Origin of the sequence: Hyperthermus butylicus DSM 5456 (assembly GCF_000015145.1) — an archaeon.
Lineage (GTDB): Archaea > Thermoproteota > Thermoprotei_A > Sulfolobales > Pyrodictiaceae > Hyperthermus > Hyperthermus butylicus.
On record NC_008818.1, the window covers coordinates 221,011 to 234,610 of the forward strand.

Genomic DNA, 13,600 nt, shown 5'->3' on the forward strand with positions numbered 1-13,600 from the left:
ATATCATAGCCAACTACTGGATCGGGCTCCTTATCTACTATCCCGAATTCCCAGACAGTACCGGGAGCAAGCCATACAGACTCTGCATACCGGTGGCTAACACCTGGGCATCGTCATATATTAAATTACACCATGTGGAAGATAGCACTAGACTATAGTATTTTGTAAACAACGTCATAGACCGTCGTGGGTGCTATCTTTACGGTTGATGCTAGGGCTACGGATGATACCAGGTTTGCTATTGCTAGAACGGCTATGATTGCCAGGATTAGTGTGTAAGCGTGCGTATTTACTCATAATTTACACCCCATAACTTCGAGATATGAGTGTGTAGTGTTTGCTGCATAGTATATATCTTCTGGTTTTTGTAGAATATTTTCTACTTGTGTTCTATTTGAGGGTGTTTTTGCTTAATGTTTTTGCGAGTCCTTGCTTCGGGTTTGTTTGGGAGGGGAGGGTGGCGGCGAGGGATGGGGCGGCTGCTGTGGCTTCTCGTAGCCGTCTTCCTATACAGTGCTGCGGCTGCTATTGCTAATGTTGCTGCGGGGCTATACGTGCTTGATCTCAGTGGCTCCCGCTTCTACCTTGTACTGTCTGTTCTACTCTTCAATGCCGGGTTTGCGTTCTCCAGCCTCGTTGTTGTACACGTGGCTTCTCGCAGGCTTTCCGGCCACTTTGTTCTCGCTGCTGGCCTTGTGGGTGTTGCTGCTGCAGTTGCTGGGATGGCTTTTGCCCGCTGTGTTGTCGTTGTTGCTGTGTTGAATCTTGTCTATGGGGTGTTTGCAGCCCTGATCCAGCCTGTCGCTGTTTCTGCGGCGTCCCGTGTTGGTGGCGACGTGGCTGTGCCTAGGGTGAATATGGCTTCTAGCCTTGGCATTGTTGCTGGCGATGGTGTTGCAGCTCTCTTCGCGGGCTCTATTGGCGTGCAGGGCCTCCTCATTGTAGCGGGATTCTTGGCAGCGGCTGCTGTGCTACCAGTGCTCTATGGGCCGCGCGTGCAGGCGGGAGTTAGGGGGTATCCCTCGCCTTCCGCTCCCCTTGTCACGGGGCGTGCCCGGTATACTCCACCTCACGTGGCTCGTAGTAGCTTGCCTATGCCCGCTTGCCGTGGTGGGGTTCCGTGGCAGGTTTATGCTGGTACGCTAGTGTTGTTTAGCGGTGTTGCACTATTCTTCTCCCCTATGCCAGCCTATCTCCGGGAGGCTGGGATTAGCGATTCAGGCATATACCTCCTCTCGATGGAGGCTCTTCTAGCTTCCACTGTTGCTTACGAGCTTCTCCGTAGGCTGGAGCTCGGCGTAGCTGTTGCCGCCCGGCTACTTGTCGCTGCGTCAGCTTCCAGGGTTGCAGTGTTCATGCTCCCGCTAGCCGGGTTTGGAGGCTTTGCACCCGTCGGGGCAGTGATGGCTCTCGTCTACCTCCTCGTGGGGGTCACCTGGGCTGCTATCTCCACGGGGCTCCCGCTTCTAGCTCTCCGGCTCGGAGGTGGCGAGGCCGGGGTTGGTAGGGTTAATGCGTTTATGAGCTTTGGCCTCGTCGTTGGCAGTCTCGTGGCTGCCCCGTTGGCGGAGGCCTATGGTGCTGTTGCAACGTGCGCAGCCGCCTCTGCTCTTGCGGGGCTCTCTACAGTCTTCTTCGCCGTGGCTTCGGGGAGGCTCGCAGGCTGTGGTAATACCTTTAAGGCTTCTGCATAGGTAATACTCTTCAGGGACTGGTAGGGGCAGAGGCCGTTGCAGTCGGCTAGGGTTGAGGCTAGGGAGGTCGTCTACCTCCTTCAGCCGCTGCCGTTCACGGGTAAGATACGTGACGCCATATACGGCGATATAGACTATGTGAAGGATGCAGAGGACCTAATCTTCGACTCTTGGCCTGTCCAGAGGCTCCGCTACATATACCAGCTTCAGCTGGCCCACCTCGTCTACCCCTCGGCAACCCATACAAGGTTTAGCCACAGCCTAGGCGTAATGCATCTAGCATACCGCTTCATGCACCGCATAGTCTCCCAGCTGCAGGAGAAGGCTCTCCGGGAGCCCGGCAGCCTCTACAACATATTCCTCGAGAAGCCCCGCGAACTCCTCCTAGCAGCGCGTATCGCCGGGCTACTCCACGACATCGGCCACGGGCCTTTTAGCCACGCCTTCGACTACTACGTGCTCTCTCGCCATGACGTAGTCGGGTTTAGGGTTGGGAACCACGAGATATTGAGCTATGTGCTGTACCGGTTCCAGCTCCGCGACACCGTGCGCAGGGCAGCGGAGGGTATGGGGCTTGACGGGGAGCTTGTAGTATCGCTAGTCGACGAGGCTATGAAGCCGCCGAGGGATAACAAGGAGTACACAGACCTCGCCAATAGCGGGGGGTTCGCTGCTGGGCTTAGTGGTGAAGACTTCTACCAGCCCCACCCCGACATGGAGCCCCATAAGCTCGTCCGGCTTGTGGTGAGGGACTTTCTCTACCCAGCCGACATAATGGACTATCTTATACGCGACAGTTACTTCACGCAGGCACCGATAGGCTCTATTGACGTGCAGAGGCTGATAGGCGAGACGTACGTCGTGGAGTATCATGAGCAGCTATGGCCGGCTATTTCAAGGAAGGCTGTGGATAACCTTGTAAGGCTTCTCAATGCTCGTAAGCTGATGTATAAGAACGTGTACCTACACCCCGTTAACAAGGCTTTCGACCACACCCTAGGCATGGTGTTTAACCGGTGTAACGCGTTGAGCACCATGATTGCTGAGGCGCTTGACGCGATGCTCCGGGAGGGCAGGCTCGAGAGGTATAGGGGCCTCACAGACTACACAATCTACGGCATGTTGAGCTACTGGCTTGCGACCGGCAGACTCCACGACGAGTGTAGTGATAGCCAAGCAGCTGAGGCTGTGAAGTCGCTGCTGGACTACCGGAAGCCCCTCTGGAAGTGGGTGCAGAGGCTCTCAATACCCGAGGATAAGGCTGGCCACCTAGCCCGCGGGAAGAAGGCTGTCTACGAACAGCAGTTGGCACGAGATTTCGCCGAACATGCTGGCATCGACCCAGAGGAGGTTCTAGTGGATATTGGGAGGGTTAGCGCATACTCCTCCTCCGCGACCACTATAACCCCGTACGTCTTCATAGCCGATACTGTCGGGGGTAGAGTGGCAGCGCCGGAGCCGAAGACGCTGGATCAGTTCCTCCATGAGCACCGGGTTGCCGGGGAGGTCATAGTGACGTTCTACGTTGAGCGAACCAGGTACCGCAAGCTGAGGGATGACAGTGGGGCCATGAGGAGGCTTGCAGAGGCTGCCAAGAGGGCACTCCACGACTATGTCCCAGAGGCGCCGATCCGGGAGATGGTTGAAACCTCCTAGCCCGCGCGTGCGAGGAAGATGCTCCAAGCCTCCCGTATGAGGCGGGCGCCGTTAATCTCTGCTCTCGGCCGTGCTGTCAGCTCCGCGGGTTCCAGTACTCCGCGCGTCCCCACCCTAACCCTTCCAGCCTCGATGAGTTCCCATAGGTCGGTTTCTAACTCCCGGCAGAAGGGCCCGGTGGCGTATAGCTCCCAGCGGCACCCCCGATAGCCCAGGTCTACACCGTAGACCTCCTGCAGCAGGTAGACTAAGCTATGCAGTGCTATGCGGTCAACCCTGTAGACCCTTAGGAGCTCGAGGAGCTTCTCTGTCCGGTTGCTGGCCAATGCTAGCCCCGGTAGAGAAATTAGCGGGATGGACACACTCCCGGGCCCCCTCGGCCTGAACAATACCAGTGTAATACCCTATCTAGGCTCCTCTTGCATGTGAGTCTACGTGATTTCCATATCCTGTATTTTACTTGGACTTCACTGGCTACTACCGGGCGACTATTGCGGGGATGAGAGTCAGCTAGGGCTGCTCTGGAAGCCCCCCAGCTAGGTACATCATTACTATGCATGCGCTGGCCAGCTGTTAGGTTAGACTCTTATCGGGTGTTTTGACCGCTATTACATGGCTTGGTGAGCTGCTAGGTTTTGATGTTGATATAAGAGATCCATCATCACTACTTGACATTGTAAAGCATGTTGTCCCCGATATTGTTGGCGGGCTAGAGATAATAGCCATACTAGCTCCCTACGACTCGACAGAGTATGAGCTTGCCAGGTTTTCCTCTGGGCTCACCGTGCTCCTACACAGTCTCGTCCTACTCTTGTCTGTGCTCTATGCTAGCATTCTACATGAGGCTTTCGTAACTGGAATCTATGGTGTAATATCAGCTGCTGAGGGATCCAGAACAAGGGTTTTTACGAGAATTCTTGGCAGTAGCCTAGCTCTCTTCACACCCTTTATCATCTTAGCTAGCCTTCCGGCGCTGGTTTCTCCCGTTATGAATGGCTGGCTGGGCTATCGTGGGTTTACGCCGATGGTCATAGTGTGGCTGTCTATGTTCGCCTCGCTACTTGTAGAGCTACTATTCTACATGGCGCTAGCATCGATTATGGCGTATTACGGGTACTTTATAGAGTACGTAGTGCTTGCAGTTATGATGTTGTTTGTATTCCCATTAGTATCCGTGACTGTTCTATCGTCAGTGCTTGGAAGTGAAGCTCTTGTTAGGATCTTCTTCACAGTCGTGGTGGCTATCCGACCCCTACATGCTGCACCAGGTATTGTGGTAGAAGTTGTGAAGAACACCTCCTGGGATAAGGTGGCATCCCCCTTGGTGCCGAGCACTGTTGAGTCAATACTTTCCGTGATAGGCTTTTGTTTCTCCGTTCTTGCTAGTACCGCAATGCTCCTGGCAACATACCACTTGTTAAAGAAACAAGGTGTACCCTAGACTATCCGGCATACGTTACGCGGCTAACCCAATTCTCCCCCTTCAGACTCTTAACCCTTCTCATTTATCGCGTGTACCAAGTGCTCAGATGATTTGAAGAGCGCACAGCATACGGACTTTGTAGGGTTTCGCTTATCCGTGCTTAGTCTTTCATATCCACTAAACGAACTGTAGCACATTATCATTCGGAGTATAGGGTTTGGGGTAGTCTTTTCCTTTTTCTACAGCTGACTGATGTCGAGTGGACGTCAGGAGGGTTGTCGAGGGTGTTCAAGCGATTAGGGATAGTATGATCTACGCTCCCTTAACGGGCGAGGCTGTAGAGCAGGCTATACGCATGTACATGATGGGGCACCGGGATATGGTCGATAACCTCCTCTACTCGATAGCTCCGGCGAACAACTTGGTACTACTGACTATAGATGACAGCCTCGTAGACTTCATCCGTAGGCACCGTCTTCCGGAGAGCACATCGTGACACCGGAGGAGCTCTAGACCTCTCTAGGACTCCTTTACGGCTTCCCTTAGGCCACTGGCTCCGCGCTTCGAGAGCCATGGTTATGCCCCATCTGGTTTCCGTCTAACAGTCTTCGCTAGCTCGGCAACTTTCTCCCAGCCTCCAAGGCTGTACTTTAGGAGGCGAATACCCAGAGGTATGGGCAGCGATGTCGTCTCGAAGACACCCTCCCTTAGAGCGTCGAGTGTCGGCTTGCAGTACAAGCGGCCATCGTGTAGTATGCATGTCCTGGTTGAGTACTCTATTATCGCGTCTAGGTCGTGGCTAGCCATTATGACTATCTTGCCCCGCCTTGCTGCCGTCCTGATGGCACGGGATAACACCATGATCCCTTGGCGGTCCAGGTTTGCTGTTGGCTCGTCGAGGAGTAGGATGTCGGGGTCGTAGACTAGTATTGAGGCTAGAGCTACTAGGCGGCGCTGGCCGATGCTGAGCTTGTAGGGGGGCTGGGGAAGCAGCTCCTCTATCCCCAGCTGCCTAGCAATACTGTGCACCCGCTCGCGTACAATACTCTCCTCCAATCCTAGGCTGCGCAGCGCATAGGCTATCTCGTCGTAGACTGTGGGGTTGAAGAGCTGGTCGTCAGGGTTCTGGAACAATATCCCGATCCTCTGCCGTGCCATGGGAAGCTGCTCGCTGAGCGGGCGCCCGTCAAGAAGAACTTCGCCCTTATCGGGGGTTAGAAGCCCAGCCAGCAGGAGGAGAAGCGTAGACTTGCCACTGCCCGTGGGGCCTGCCAGGGCTACAACTTCTCCTGCCTTGACGCGCAGGTTTACACCCTTCAATACCGGGTTTTTGCGGGTATAGCTGAACCATAAGTTTCTAGCCTCAATTACCGACAAACACGCCAAGCCCCGCTGCAATAATCACTGCCGCCTGGGGAGCGTACGCGAGCAAGCCGCGAAGCGCACCCTCCCCGGGCCTCGAGAAGTATACACTGTAGCGTGCAAGACTACGGGCCTCAACAGCCATGCTGAGTACTAGAGCACGATGCATGCTCCGAACCACTAGCTCGCCAATAGTGCTCGATAATAATCTCCACTCTTTGCGTAGCCTCTGTCTGCGGAGACTCCTCGCCTTACGGGCGCTTATCAACCTAATCGTTTCAGCAGCCAAAAGCGGCACATAGTATAGCACTAGGTGCATCGACTCTGCAAACTCTCCCGGCACGCCAAGCCTCCGCATACCAAGTGCCAGGCCTCTCCAGCCAATGAGCCTGGCAACAGAGACAACCACTATCGTCGACGCTACAACTCTTAGTATGAGCAGCTCGGCCTCCCCATGCCTCCCCATAACTATAAGCGGCGCTGAGATGACCATCGAGGAAGCTAGCACATACACTATCGGAGTTAGAGTTGCACGTTTCCTCTCTGCATCGTTGCTCAGGAGGTAGGCTAGAGGAACAAGAGAACCAGCAATACCAGCTACAGCGGGGGCCGGAGAGCTGGACGAAGATATGAGTGCCACGCTGACCACCAGTGTGAGGAAAACAAGCTCTGGGCGTGGAGGCCGAACAAGGCCTTCACTCATGGCTAAGGCTGTAGCAGCGTCACGCAACCCCTCAAGAACGCCCTTGAGTGCCTTGTCGAGCCCCGTGCTCAACGTTTTGCCAGCCTCGCAGCTGCCAAGCCTATGCCGAGTATCACACCTACGCCTATTGCGCCAGCTACTATGTAGCCTATAGTGTCGGGTAGACCCGGCACGGTGTAGTCGCTGAAGGGTGTCCACTCCGCGATAGTGTGCTCCTCCAGGCCGAGCTTCTCAGCAGCAACATCGAGGGGTTCATGGTATCCGACTTTCTCTGCCAACACGACTCCAAATATTGGACTAATCACAAGCAATGCTGCAGCCACGATGAGAGCGCCACGGTACCTGCTTAGGAGGCCCTTCATCATTCCACCCCCGCTGAGTCAAGCCGCTGTATAGGCAGCTATCTTCTCGGCTGTCTCCACAATAGGACTGTGACGCTGGTACAGATAGTCGACTACGAGGGCCGTTATCAGCCCCTCTATCACGCCGAGAGCAGCATGCCATGTAACCATTACGGGTACCGAAATTTCAACCCCGTAGGGGAATGATGGACTTAGACCTATCTCTACGCCGGCTGCAAGGCCCGCCAGCACTATTCCCAGCCATCCGCCGAGGAATGCACCTATGAACCTAGCCCTCCTGGTACCATCCAAGCTTCTCGCTATAGCCTTGTACACGTAGTAGCCGGCTAGGACAGCCACTATACCCATGTTCAGTATATTAGCGCCCAGTGTCGTTATGCCGCCGTCGTGGAATACTAGTGTCTGCACAGCGAGAACTAGCGCCATAACATAGAAGCCCAGCCAGGGCCCAAAAAGTATGCCAGCTAACGCACCACCAACAAAGTGTAGCGATGTGCCGCCGGGCAGTGGCCAGTTCAGCATCTGCGCCACGAATATACCAGCAGCAAGCACAGACATCGCAACTACCTGCTCGCGAGTGAAGAGCCCACGTATTCTCCTCCACGCATACACGGCATATGCTAGCGTGGCAGCATAGGTTCCGGCAATCCAGAAGGGGTCAAGAAAGCCGTCCGGAATATGCATGCCCCATGCCCCCTGTGCACCTTTCACCTACAAATGGTACACATCACAGGACCTATTTAAAATTGACCCTTTCCTAGCGTAAAACCGGAGAAACGCATAGAGTAACACAAAGCCATGGGTCACAGCATGTCCATGCATGGTCTCTACACAATCCAGCAGCCGTAAGAGAGTAGAGCAATTACCAGCTAGCTAGTCGACCCACACACGCGTCCTGAGCTAGCAGACCACATAGCCTTGCCGGGCCCACAGCCGTATAGGCGCAGAGTTAGGCTCCAAGTAATGCCTAGTTGTACCAGGGCAGTGGCGGGCTGGCAGATTCATGGCTTATCTGGGTGGTTCTCCTGTGCTAGCAGTAGTGTTTGATACCATGCGCTGCAGTTCTTGCAGCTCCTGCTGTATCTCCTCAAGAGTCTTTATAACCTCTGCGATGCGGTGCTCAAGCGTATTTATCCTCTCCTCTAGACTCTTAGCAGGGTGTTCCTCTATGGCCATGTGACCCAGAATGGCTTGGAGAGCGTCTAGGTATGTTATGTGGCGACGTGGCTGTAGCGAAGTAATCTCGCTAGTAGCGGCATTAACTATGTCCACTGCTACCAGGCCACGATAGTCTTTCGTTGTGACTGTTGCCTTCCAATAGAGTGTTCCATTCAGCATCGTGAGCATGGGCTCCTCTATGCTGAGTTCGCCCCAGTCATAGATGGGATGTGCCTGCTTTATGTAGCTCTCCACCTTGCTTATCCCGATGACGGGTTCAGGAAACTCGTAGAAGAGTAGCTGGAGCCCTTCCACATGGCTGGCTTCGACGTAGATGATGTATCTGGTGCTATAGGTCTCGCCGGGCGGCTCGGCTACAAACACCCAGTACAGCCTACTGTCAGCTCCCTGCTCAAGGTAGGGCTGGGGATTAGTGCCGATGTCACGTATCACGTAGGTGTTATGATGCAGATAGAACTCGATGAGTCCAACACGATACCGGTATGCCTCTACCCAGCTCCTAGCTATAGCCTCTGGAAGCAGCGGCATGCCCTGGAACCGGGGATCACTTGCAAGCCTATCCTTTTCCACCACCTCTATACCTCCATCCTCGTCTACTACCGCGTAGCCATAGAGTATCGGTATGCTGTAGAGGAGGCCCCGCTTCCACGTCACAAGGGGTACTAGGATGTATATCCTCTCCTCGTGGAGTATCTCGATATTGTCCTCGAGTAGCGGCTTATACCGGAGCCCCGCGGCCAGGACGATGCGGCGTTCAAGAGTATCGAAGAATAATAGCCGAAAGACTTTGCTGTGCAGCCCCCATTCGAGTGGCTTCTCTACAACCTCAACGTGTGGTGGATACTCGTCACCGTAGACGAACACTACGCCGAGTGGCTTCTTGGTGAGATGGTTCCAGAAGCCCTCCGGCTCTATTATCCAGTTGTAGACGCTATGGTTGCCCAGGTAGTAGACATAGCTGTCCTCCGAGTACACACGGTGTGTTGGTATTTGGATGCGGCCGCTCGCATAGGCATAAGCGGTCATCAACGGTATAAAGCACTTCAACCCGTTAACATCTATGGGCTCATCAAGAGACATAACCTCAACATGCCTGCTCGCTGCCACCGGCGCATAGAGAGAAGCTAAGCCAAGCGCAACAGCCAGCATGGCAGCAGCGGCGACAATATAGGCTACAAGCCTCCTTCTGCCGAGAAGCCGGTAGGCATAATTAAGCGCAGCCAGGCCAGCGGTAAACCAGTAGGCAGCCAAGACGGCAAGACTAGCAACACCATACAAGCCGAAAGGAAGGCAGCAGCTACAGCAAAACCCAGAGAAAAGAATACAACCCTGCCAGCAGCCTCACGGAGCGGCTCAACCCTCCAAAAGGTATACAGTAAAACCGCTAAACCAAGCCCAACTAGTAAAAGTCTAACAGCAAGAACTAGAATGGGCAGGGAGGCGAATGCAACAGCAAGCCCGTGAAGATACAGTACATAGCCTCCGGAAGCGATGGAGCCGAGCAACACCGTTACCACAGCACCAGCAAAAGCCCAACCACGCCCACTATCCACACCAGGAACCAGCGCCAACCACTACACCTACATACAACACCCATCAAAATCGGTCTAAACACATAAACTTACCCGTATCGGTGAAGTTTCCACATAAAGCATGGTGGCAAGCATGGTGGCCCCTCTAGTGTAACATCATAATACATGCAGGCAACGAGGATCCTAGTTGTATAGCCTTGCACGCTCATGGCAGGAAGGATGTAGAGCAAGTGATACCAGATTATAGAGAAGGTACAGCTCGTGAAGAGACTACTCGCAGAGAGAACAGGCATAGGCTAGGCAGGCTCCTGGAGCCCGGTACACACTAAGTGTTGGGCGGTGTTGGCTCCTAGCCTGTGCATCCCTGGGCTCATGGCCTCTCTTTGGCTAGTGCTTCTAGTGCCAAGTGTGCTATGTAGAGGGTCTTTGTCCTCCTGGCAAGGTATTCTGAGACCTGGCCCAGCACCTTCTTGTCGGCTTTGCCCCTGCGGGCTAGCTCGTAGAGTGGCTCCTCCAGCTTAGGCTGCTCCAGATCTTCGGCCCTCCAGAGCCTCTGCTATGTGTTCGAGCGGCGTGTCTGCTGGGAGCCCGGCTGCTGGCAGCAATTCCTTTGTCTCGTGGGCCTCCTCTAGTAGTCTCACCAGCCTCTTCATGCCCGCCTTCTTGGCCGCGTCTAGCTCTACAACCTTTACACCCACAGCTGAGGCGTACATGTTTATCCTCTTAACCTGGTCGTGGGCGAGCGCAAGCGTCGGATAGAGCGCGAGACAACGGTACTCCCCCGAGAGGCTGCGGCGCAGAAAGTGAAGCAGCCAAGCCTCTGTCTTTCCGGACCCGGTGCCAGATACCAGGACAACATTGTAGCCTCTATTGAGGGCCTCTAGCGCCTCAGCCTGGTGCCGATAAAGCCTTCATTTGCTGCTAGGCAGGCTCGAGAGCTGGGGCACAACATCCGAGAACCTAGCCTCCACGGTCTCTGGCTCCGACGGCGGCTCCACGAAGGAGATGTAGGAGTAGCCTAGCCTCTCTAGCAGCTTGGCAGAATCAACGCGAGCCATACCATGGCCTACCACTTTGAGGCGATCAACCGCCACCCTATTAACCCGCGCTGCACGACGCGTCAACGAAGACTGTACAGAGGCATGCTGGGCTTAAGGCTAGCCTCCCGTAAGCTGTCTATGATACCTAGGGGGCCTCCTCAAGCTAATCTTGACGGATAGCCAGGCTGTATGGATTCCTACAGCTTCCTATCCACAGCACCTCGAGCTATACGTCAGACCTCTCTGATCGTGTTGCTGTATTTTCCGCTTACATAGATCCAATTGTACCGTATGGGTTTGAAGCAGGAAGGGCGGCAGCACTATACTAGCCTCTGGCTGCCGTGTAGTGTACGCGGCGTCTGTTATGGTTGCATTGCGTCGCCGTAGGCTGGGTAGAAGCCAGCCTGTGGGGAGGCGGGGGCCTGGGCCTAGCGAGGATTTCCTCAGGGAGGCTAGTGAGGCTGTCCAGCCGATCCACGGGCAGGGCTTCTTCTACGTGGGGTATGGCTACATAGCATATTACATAGTATTTGACTACAATGATCCCCTAGGCTACTACGAGGCTGTACTCCGCAATCCCAAGCTCTACGAGGAGGAGACGCTGAAGCTCTACTATGGGATGCAGGAGCTTGTGGATCAAGAGGAGGTGAAGGTTAACGGGGAGCGTGTCCGCCCCAAAGTAGCTATGGTAGATATCGGGTTTCGAGGGCGCAGCTCAAGAGTCTACATAGTTTTCGCGCTACGGTTCCGCGCCCCGATAAGGCCGGGGGTTAACGTGTATGAGAACCGCTACGAGCCAGAGCCCATAGAGTACGACTATGAGGCCTACTGGGTGTTCCCGCCGGGCTCCAGGATCCTAGAAGTGGACATGGGCACGGGAAGCGAGGACTGGGAGATAGTCGATGACAATGTCCTAGCGATCTATGGGAAGCGGGGAGGCAGAACGGGCGGCTACGAGAAGATAGTCTTCCGCATGCCTGAGAAGCCTATAATGCAGGACGAAGAGTAACAGGCCACAGCTGGACGGGGATGTTGAGCCAGGGGCTAGCCCCTCTCCACGAATATCTCAGCGTCTCTAGCGGGTATCCTCACCCCCTCTAGCAGCGCCTCCCTTCCAAGAAGCATTGTGCCATCATCCCTCTCTACCACCACTTGGACTCTGCCATTCTCGACGACGGCCTGCACAACCGTCCTGTCGCCCCTGCAGAGTGTGTATATGCGTGCACCTGCTATCTCAGCAACCTCGAGCACTATGTCGGTGCAGCTCCGGTTAGTGGTCTGTGCTGTCAACCGTTCACCCCTAAGTATTATGGCCACTGCTGTCAGCGGGTTAAAGTAGTCCCTAAGGTCTAGCCTTGAAATCCTAGCCTCAAGCGCTGCAGGTTTGGCAGGCATCGCTGCAGGTGTTGCAGTAAGTCTCAGTGGTGATGCTGCAGGCTGTAGGGATGGCCCAGCAGCTGCTGGCGCGGCGGGAGGCCTTGCTGCAGGTGGATGAGCGCCTATAAGCTTGTAGAGGGCCATCACTCCATCTGACAGTATGCTCTTCGGCCATGTCTGCAAGTCAATGTTTACCAGCTGGGGTGTGAGCGTTATCAACTCGATCGTGCCACGCTTAGCGCCAAGGAGCTTGGCGAACTCCTGGAGACACTCGTCACCCTGAAGGAGCCTAGCGCCGATGGCTATACAGCCAGCGCGGCCGTCGCCCGAAACGTCTATCTGGAATATCCTACCGTCCGGCGTCTTATAGACGAGTCTCCCATTACCCATCCTCAGCAGCTGAGCTATAGCTGCGCGTAGAGGGAACCTGGAAGCATCACTTATCCTCACAACCGGGCCTATGGTCGTGTACATGGCCCGGTTGCACCACTCCAGAACAACTCTACTTCTTCGTGAACAACAGTATATAGCTTGCCGCTAGCGGTGCGGCACCAGCCACCGTAGCCTCTAACAGCGAAAGGCCAGCAATCAGCGATGACAAGTAGTAGGCGGCTGTTATGGCGCCTGCAAGGAGCACCCTTAGCGCGGAGACCGTGAACCCAACCCTCTCCTTAGCAGCCTCCGCCAGGGCTGGCCTTGCTGCTGGCGCTGTAGCCTCCTCGAGCCTGTCAACAGCAAGTCTTAGGCTTGTGCCGCAGTTGGGACACGTCCTGGAGACATTGTAGGCTCCACAGTAGGGGCAGACAGCTGTGCCAAAGGTTAGGCGGCGGCCACAGCTCGGACAAGTGTACGTATAGATCTCCAGCATGGCGCCACACTTGGGACACTTGAGTGGCCTACCTTCCAGAATCCTGCGTACTGGTTCAAAGAGCGCCGTTGTAGCTCGGGGGTCGCCGAGTATCGAGATCGTGAAGCCCTCGCCGAGATCGGCTACGAGTAGTGAGCGGCTAGCATAGCCAGCAATCGCCAGCTGTGTCCTGCCGCCGACAGCGCTGTGGCTAGCAGCCTCGAGGTAGGAGGTTGAGAGCGAGGCTAGCTCGTCGGCATAGATCTGCATTTCCGGGTTCGGAGCGTTAACACTATAGGCTAGGCCCTCGTGTGCACCAACCACAAGGTCTACACCATCAACGCCAGCTGCTAGCGTCATAATGCTGGTCAGTTTCTCCTCTGGCGACCCCCCCTTTGGTGGTGAAGTGCTCAACACGCACACCA

Annotated in this window: 14 protein-coding genes and 1 pseudogene; 5 read left to right on the forward strand and 10 right to left on the reverse strand. The window is 55.1% G+C overall.

What is annotated here, in order from left to right:
• The first annotated feature begins 470 nt into the window (after positions 1–470).
• Positions 471–1,694 carry a hypothetical protein gene (locus tag HBUT_RS01235; protein ID WP_011821424.1) on the forward strand — a complete coding sequence of 408 codons (1,224 nt, stop codon included), beginning with the start codon at positions 471–473 and terminating at the stop codon, positions 1,692–1,694.
• A 36-nt stretch (positions 1,695–1,730) separates the two neighbouring features.
• The gene (locus tag HBUT_RS01240; RefSeq protein WP_011821425.1) at positions 1,731–3,350 is read left to right on the forward strand and encodes an HD domain-containing protein; all 1,620 of its coding nucleotides are present in this window, start codon (positions 1,731–1,733) and stop codon (positions 3,348–3,350) included.
• Here HBUT_RS01240 and HBUT_RS01245 read toward each other — a convergent pair.
• Positions 3,347–3,676 carry a hypothetical protein gene (locus tag HBUT_RS01245; RefSeq protein ID WP_194840485.1) on the reverse strand — a complete coding sequence of 110 codons (330 nt, stop codon included), beginning with the start codon at positions 3,674–3,676 and terminating at the stop codon, positions 3,347–3,349. The two genes, HBUT_RS01240 and HBUT_RS01245, sit on opposite strands and share 4 nt — an antisense overlap.
• Before the next feature lie 272 nt (positions 3,677–3,948).
• Here HBUT_RS01245 and HBUT_RS01250 point away from each other — a divergent pair, with 272 nt between their 5' ends.
• Positions 3,949–4,791 carry a hypothetical protein gene (locus HBUT_RS01250; protein ID WP_011821427.1) on the forward strand — a complete coding sequence of 281 codons (843 nt, stop codon included), beginning with the start codon at positions 3,949–3,951 and terminating at the stop codon, positions 4,789–4,791.
• Positions 4,792–5,032: 241 nt separating this feature from the next.
• Positions 5,033–5,269 (forward strand): PIN domain-containing protein, encoded by a 237-nt coding sequence (locus HBUT_RS01255; protein WP_048061370.1) that lies wholly within the window; start codon positions 5,033–5,035, stop codon positions 5,267–5,269.
• Between the two features lie 80 nt (positions 5,270–5,349).
• Here HBUT_RS01255 and HBUT_RS01260 read toward each other — a convergent pair whose 3' ends face one another.
• The 7 genes and pseudogenes from HBUT_RS01260 to HBUT_RS09425 form a co-directional block, all read right to left on the reverse strand.
• Positions 5,350–6,150 (reverse strand): energy-coupling factor ABC transporter ATP-binding protein, encoded by an 801-nt coding sequence (locus HBUT_RS01260; protein WP_011821428.1) that lies wholly within the window; start codon positions 6,148–6,150, stop codon positions 5,350–5,352.
• Positions 6,137–6,910: an energy-coupling factor transporter transmembrane component T family protein gene (locus tag HBUT_RS01265; protein ID WP_011821429.1), complete on the reverse strand. Its 774-nt coding sequence runs from the start codon at positions 6,908–6,910 to the stop codon at positions 6,137–6,139. The genes HBUT_RS01260 and HBUT_RS01265 overlap by 14 nt, the downstream gene beginning before the upstream one ends.
• Positions 6,907–7,200, reverse strand: a complete 294-nt coding sequence (locus tag HBUT_RS01270) for a PDGLE domain-containing protein (RefSeq protein WP_011821430.1) — start codon at positions 7,198–7,200, stop codon at positions 6,907–6,909. The genes HBUT_RS01265 and HBUT_RS01270 overlap by 4 nt, the downstream gene beginning before the upstream one ends.
• Positions 7,201–7,218: 18 nt before the next feature.
• Positions 7,219–7,884 carry an energy-coupling factor ABC transporter permease gene (locus HBUT_RS01275; RefSeq protein WP_011821431.1) on the reverse strand — a complete coding sequence of 222 codons (666 nt, stop codon included), beginning with the start codon at positions 7,882–7,884 and terminating at the stop codon, positions 7,219–7,221.
• Between the two features lie 324 nt (positions 7,885–8,208).
• A complete protein-coding gene (locus tag HBUT_RS01280) occupies positions 8,209–9,657 on the reverse strand; it encodes a hypothetical protein (protein ID WP_110138722.1) in 1,449 nt (482 codons plus the stop codon).
• 772 nt (positions 9,658–10,429) lie between these two features.
• A pseudogene (locus tag HBUT_RS09675) lies at positions 10,430–10,801 on the reverse strand (DEAD/DEAH box helicase); the annotation flags it as partial.
• A 21-nt stretch (positions 10,802–10,822) separates the two neighbouring features.
• Positions 10,823–10,969, reverse strand: a complete 147-nt coding sequence (locus HBUT_RS09425; RefSeq protein ID WP_153801351.1) for a hypothetical protein — start codon at positions 10,967–10,969, stop codon at positions 10,823–10,825.
• A gap of 328 nt (positions 10,970–11,297) precedes the next feature.
• On the opposite strand from HBUT_RS09425, the gene HBUT_RS01290 reads away from it, so the two are divergent.
• A complete protein-coding gene (locus tag HBUT_RS01290; RefSeq protein WP_228546746.1) occupies positions 11,298–11,960 on the forward strand; it encodes a hypothetical protein in 663 nt (220 codons plus the stop codon).
• Between the two features lie 35 nt (positions 11,961–11,995).
• On the opposite strand, the gene HBUT_RS01295 is transcribed toward HBUT_RS01290, so the two are convergent.
• Both HBUT_RS01295 and HBUT_RS01300 read right to left on the reverse strand, forming a co-directional pair.
• A complete protein-coding gene (locus HBUT_RS01295; protein WP_011821434.1) occupies positions 11,996–12,802 on the reverse strand; it encodes a hypothetical protein in 807 nt (268 codons plus the stop codon).
• Positions 12,803–12,830: 28 nt separating this feature from the next.
• The gene (locus HBUT_RS01300; RefSeq protein ID WP_011821435.1) at positions 12,831–13,589 is read right to left on the reverse strand and encodes a zinc ribbon domain-containing protein; all 759 of its coding nucleotides are present in this window, start codon (positions 13,587–13,589) and stop codon (positions 12,831–12,833) included.
• Positions 13,590–13,600: the final 11 nt, after the last annotated feature.

Coding starts and splice junctions, on each gene's coding strand:
- HBUT_RS01235 (WP_011821424.1), top strand. CDS start 471: ATGGGGCGGCTGCTGTGGCTTCTCGTAGCCGTCTTCCTATACAGTGCT.
- HBUT_RS01270 (WP_011821430.1), bottom strand. CDS start 7,200: ATGAAGGGCCTCCTAAGCAGGTACCGTGGCGCTCTCATCGTGGCTGCA.
- HBUT_RS01275 (WP_011821431.1), bottom strand. CDS start 7,884: ATGCATATTCCGGACGGCTTTCTTGACCCCTTCTGGATTGCCGGAACC.
- HBUT_RS09425 (WP_153801351.1), bottom strand. CDS start 10,969: ATGGCTCGCGTTGATTCTGCCAAGCTGCTAGAGAGGCTAGGCTACTCC.
- HBUT_RS01295 (WP_011821434.1), bottom strand. CDS start 12,802: ATGTACACGACCATAGGCCCGGTTGTGAGGATAAGTGATGCTTCCAGG.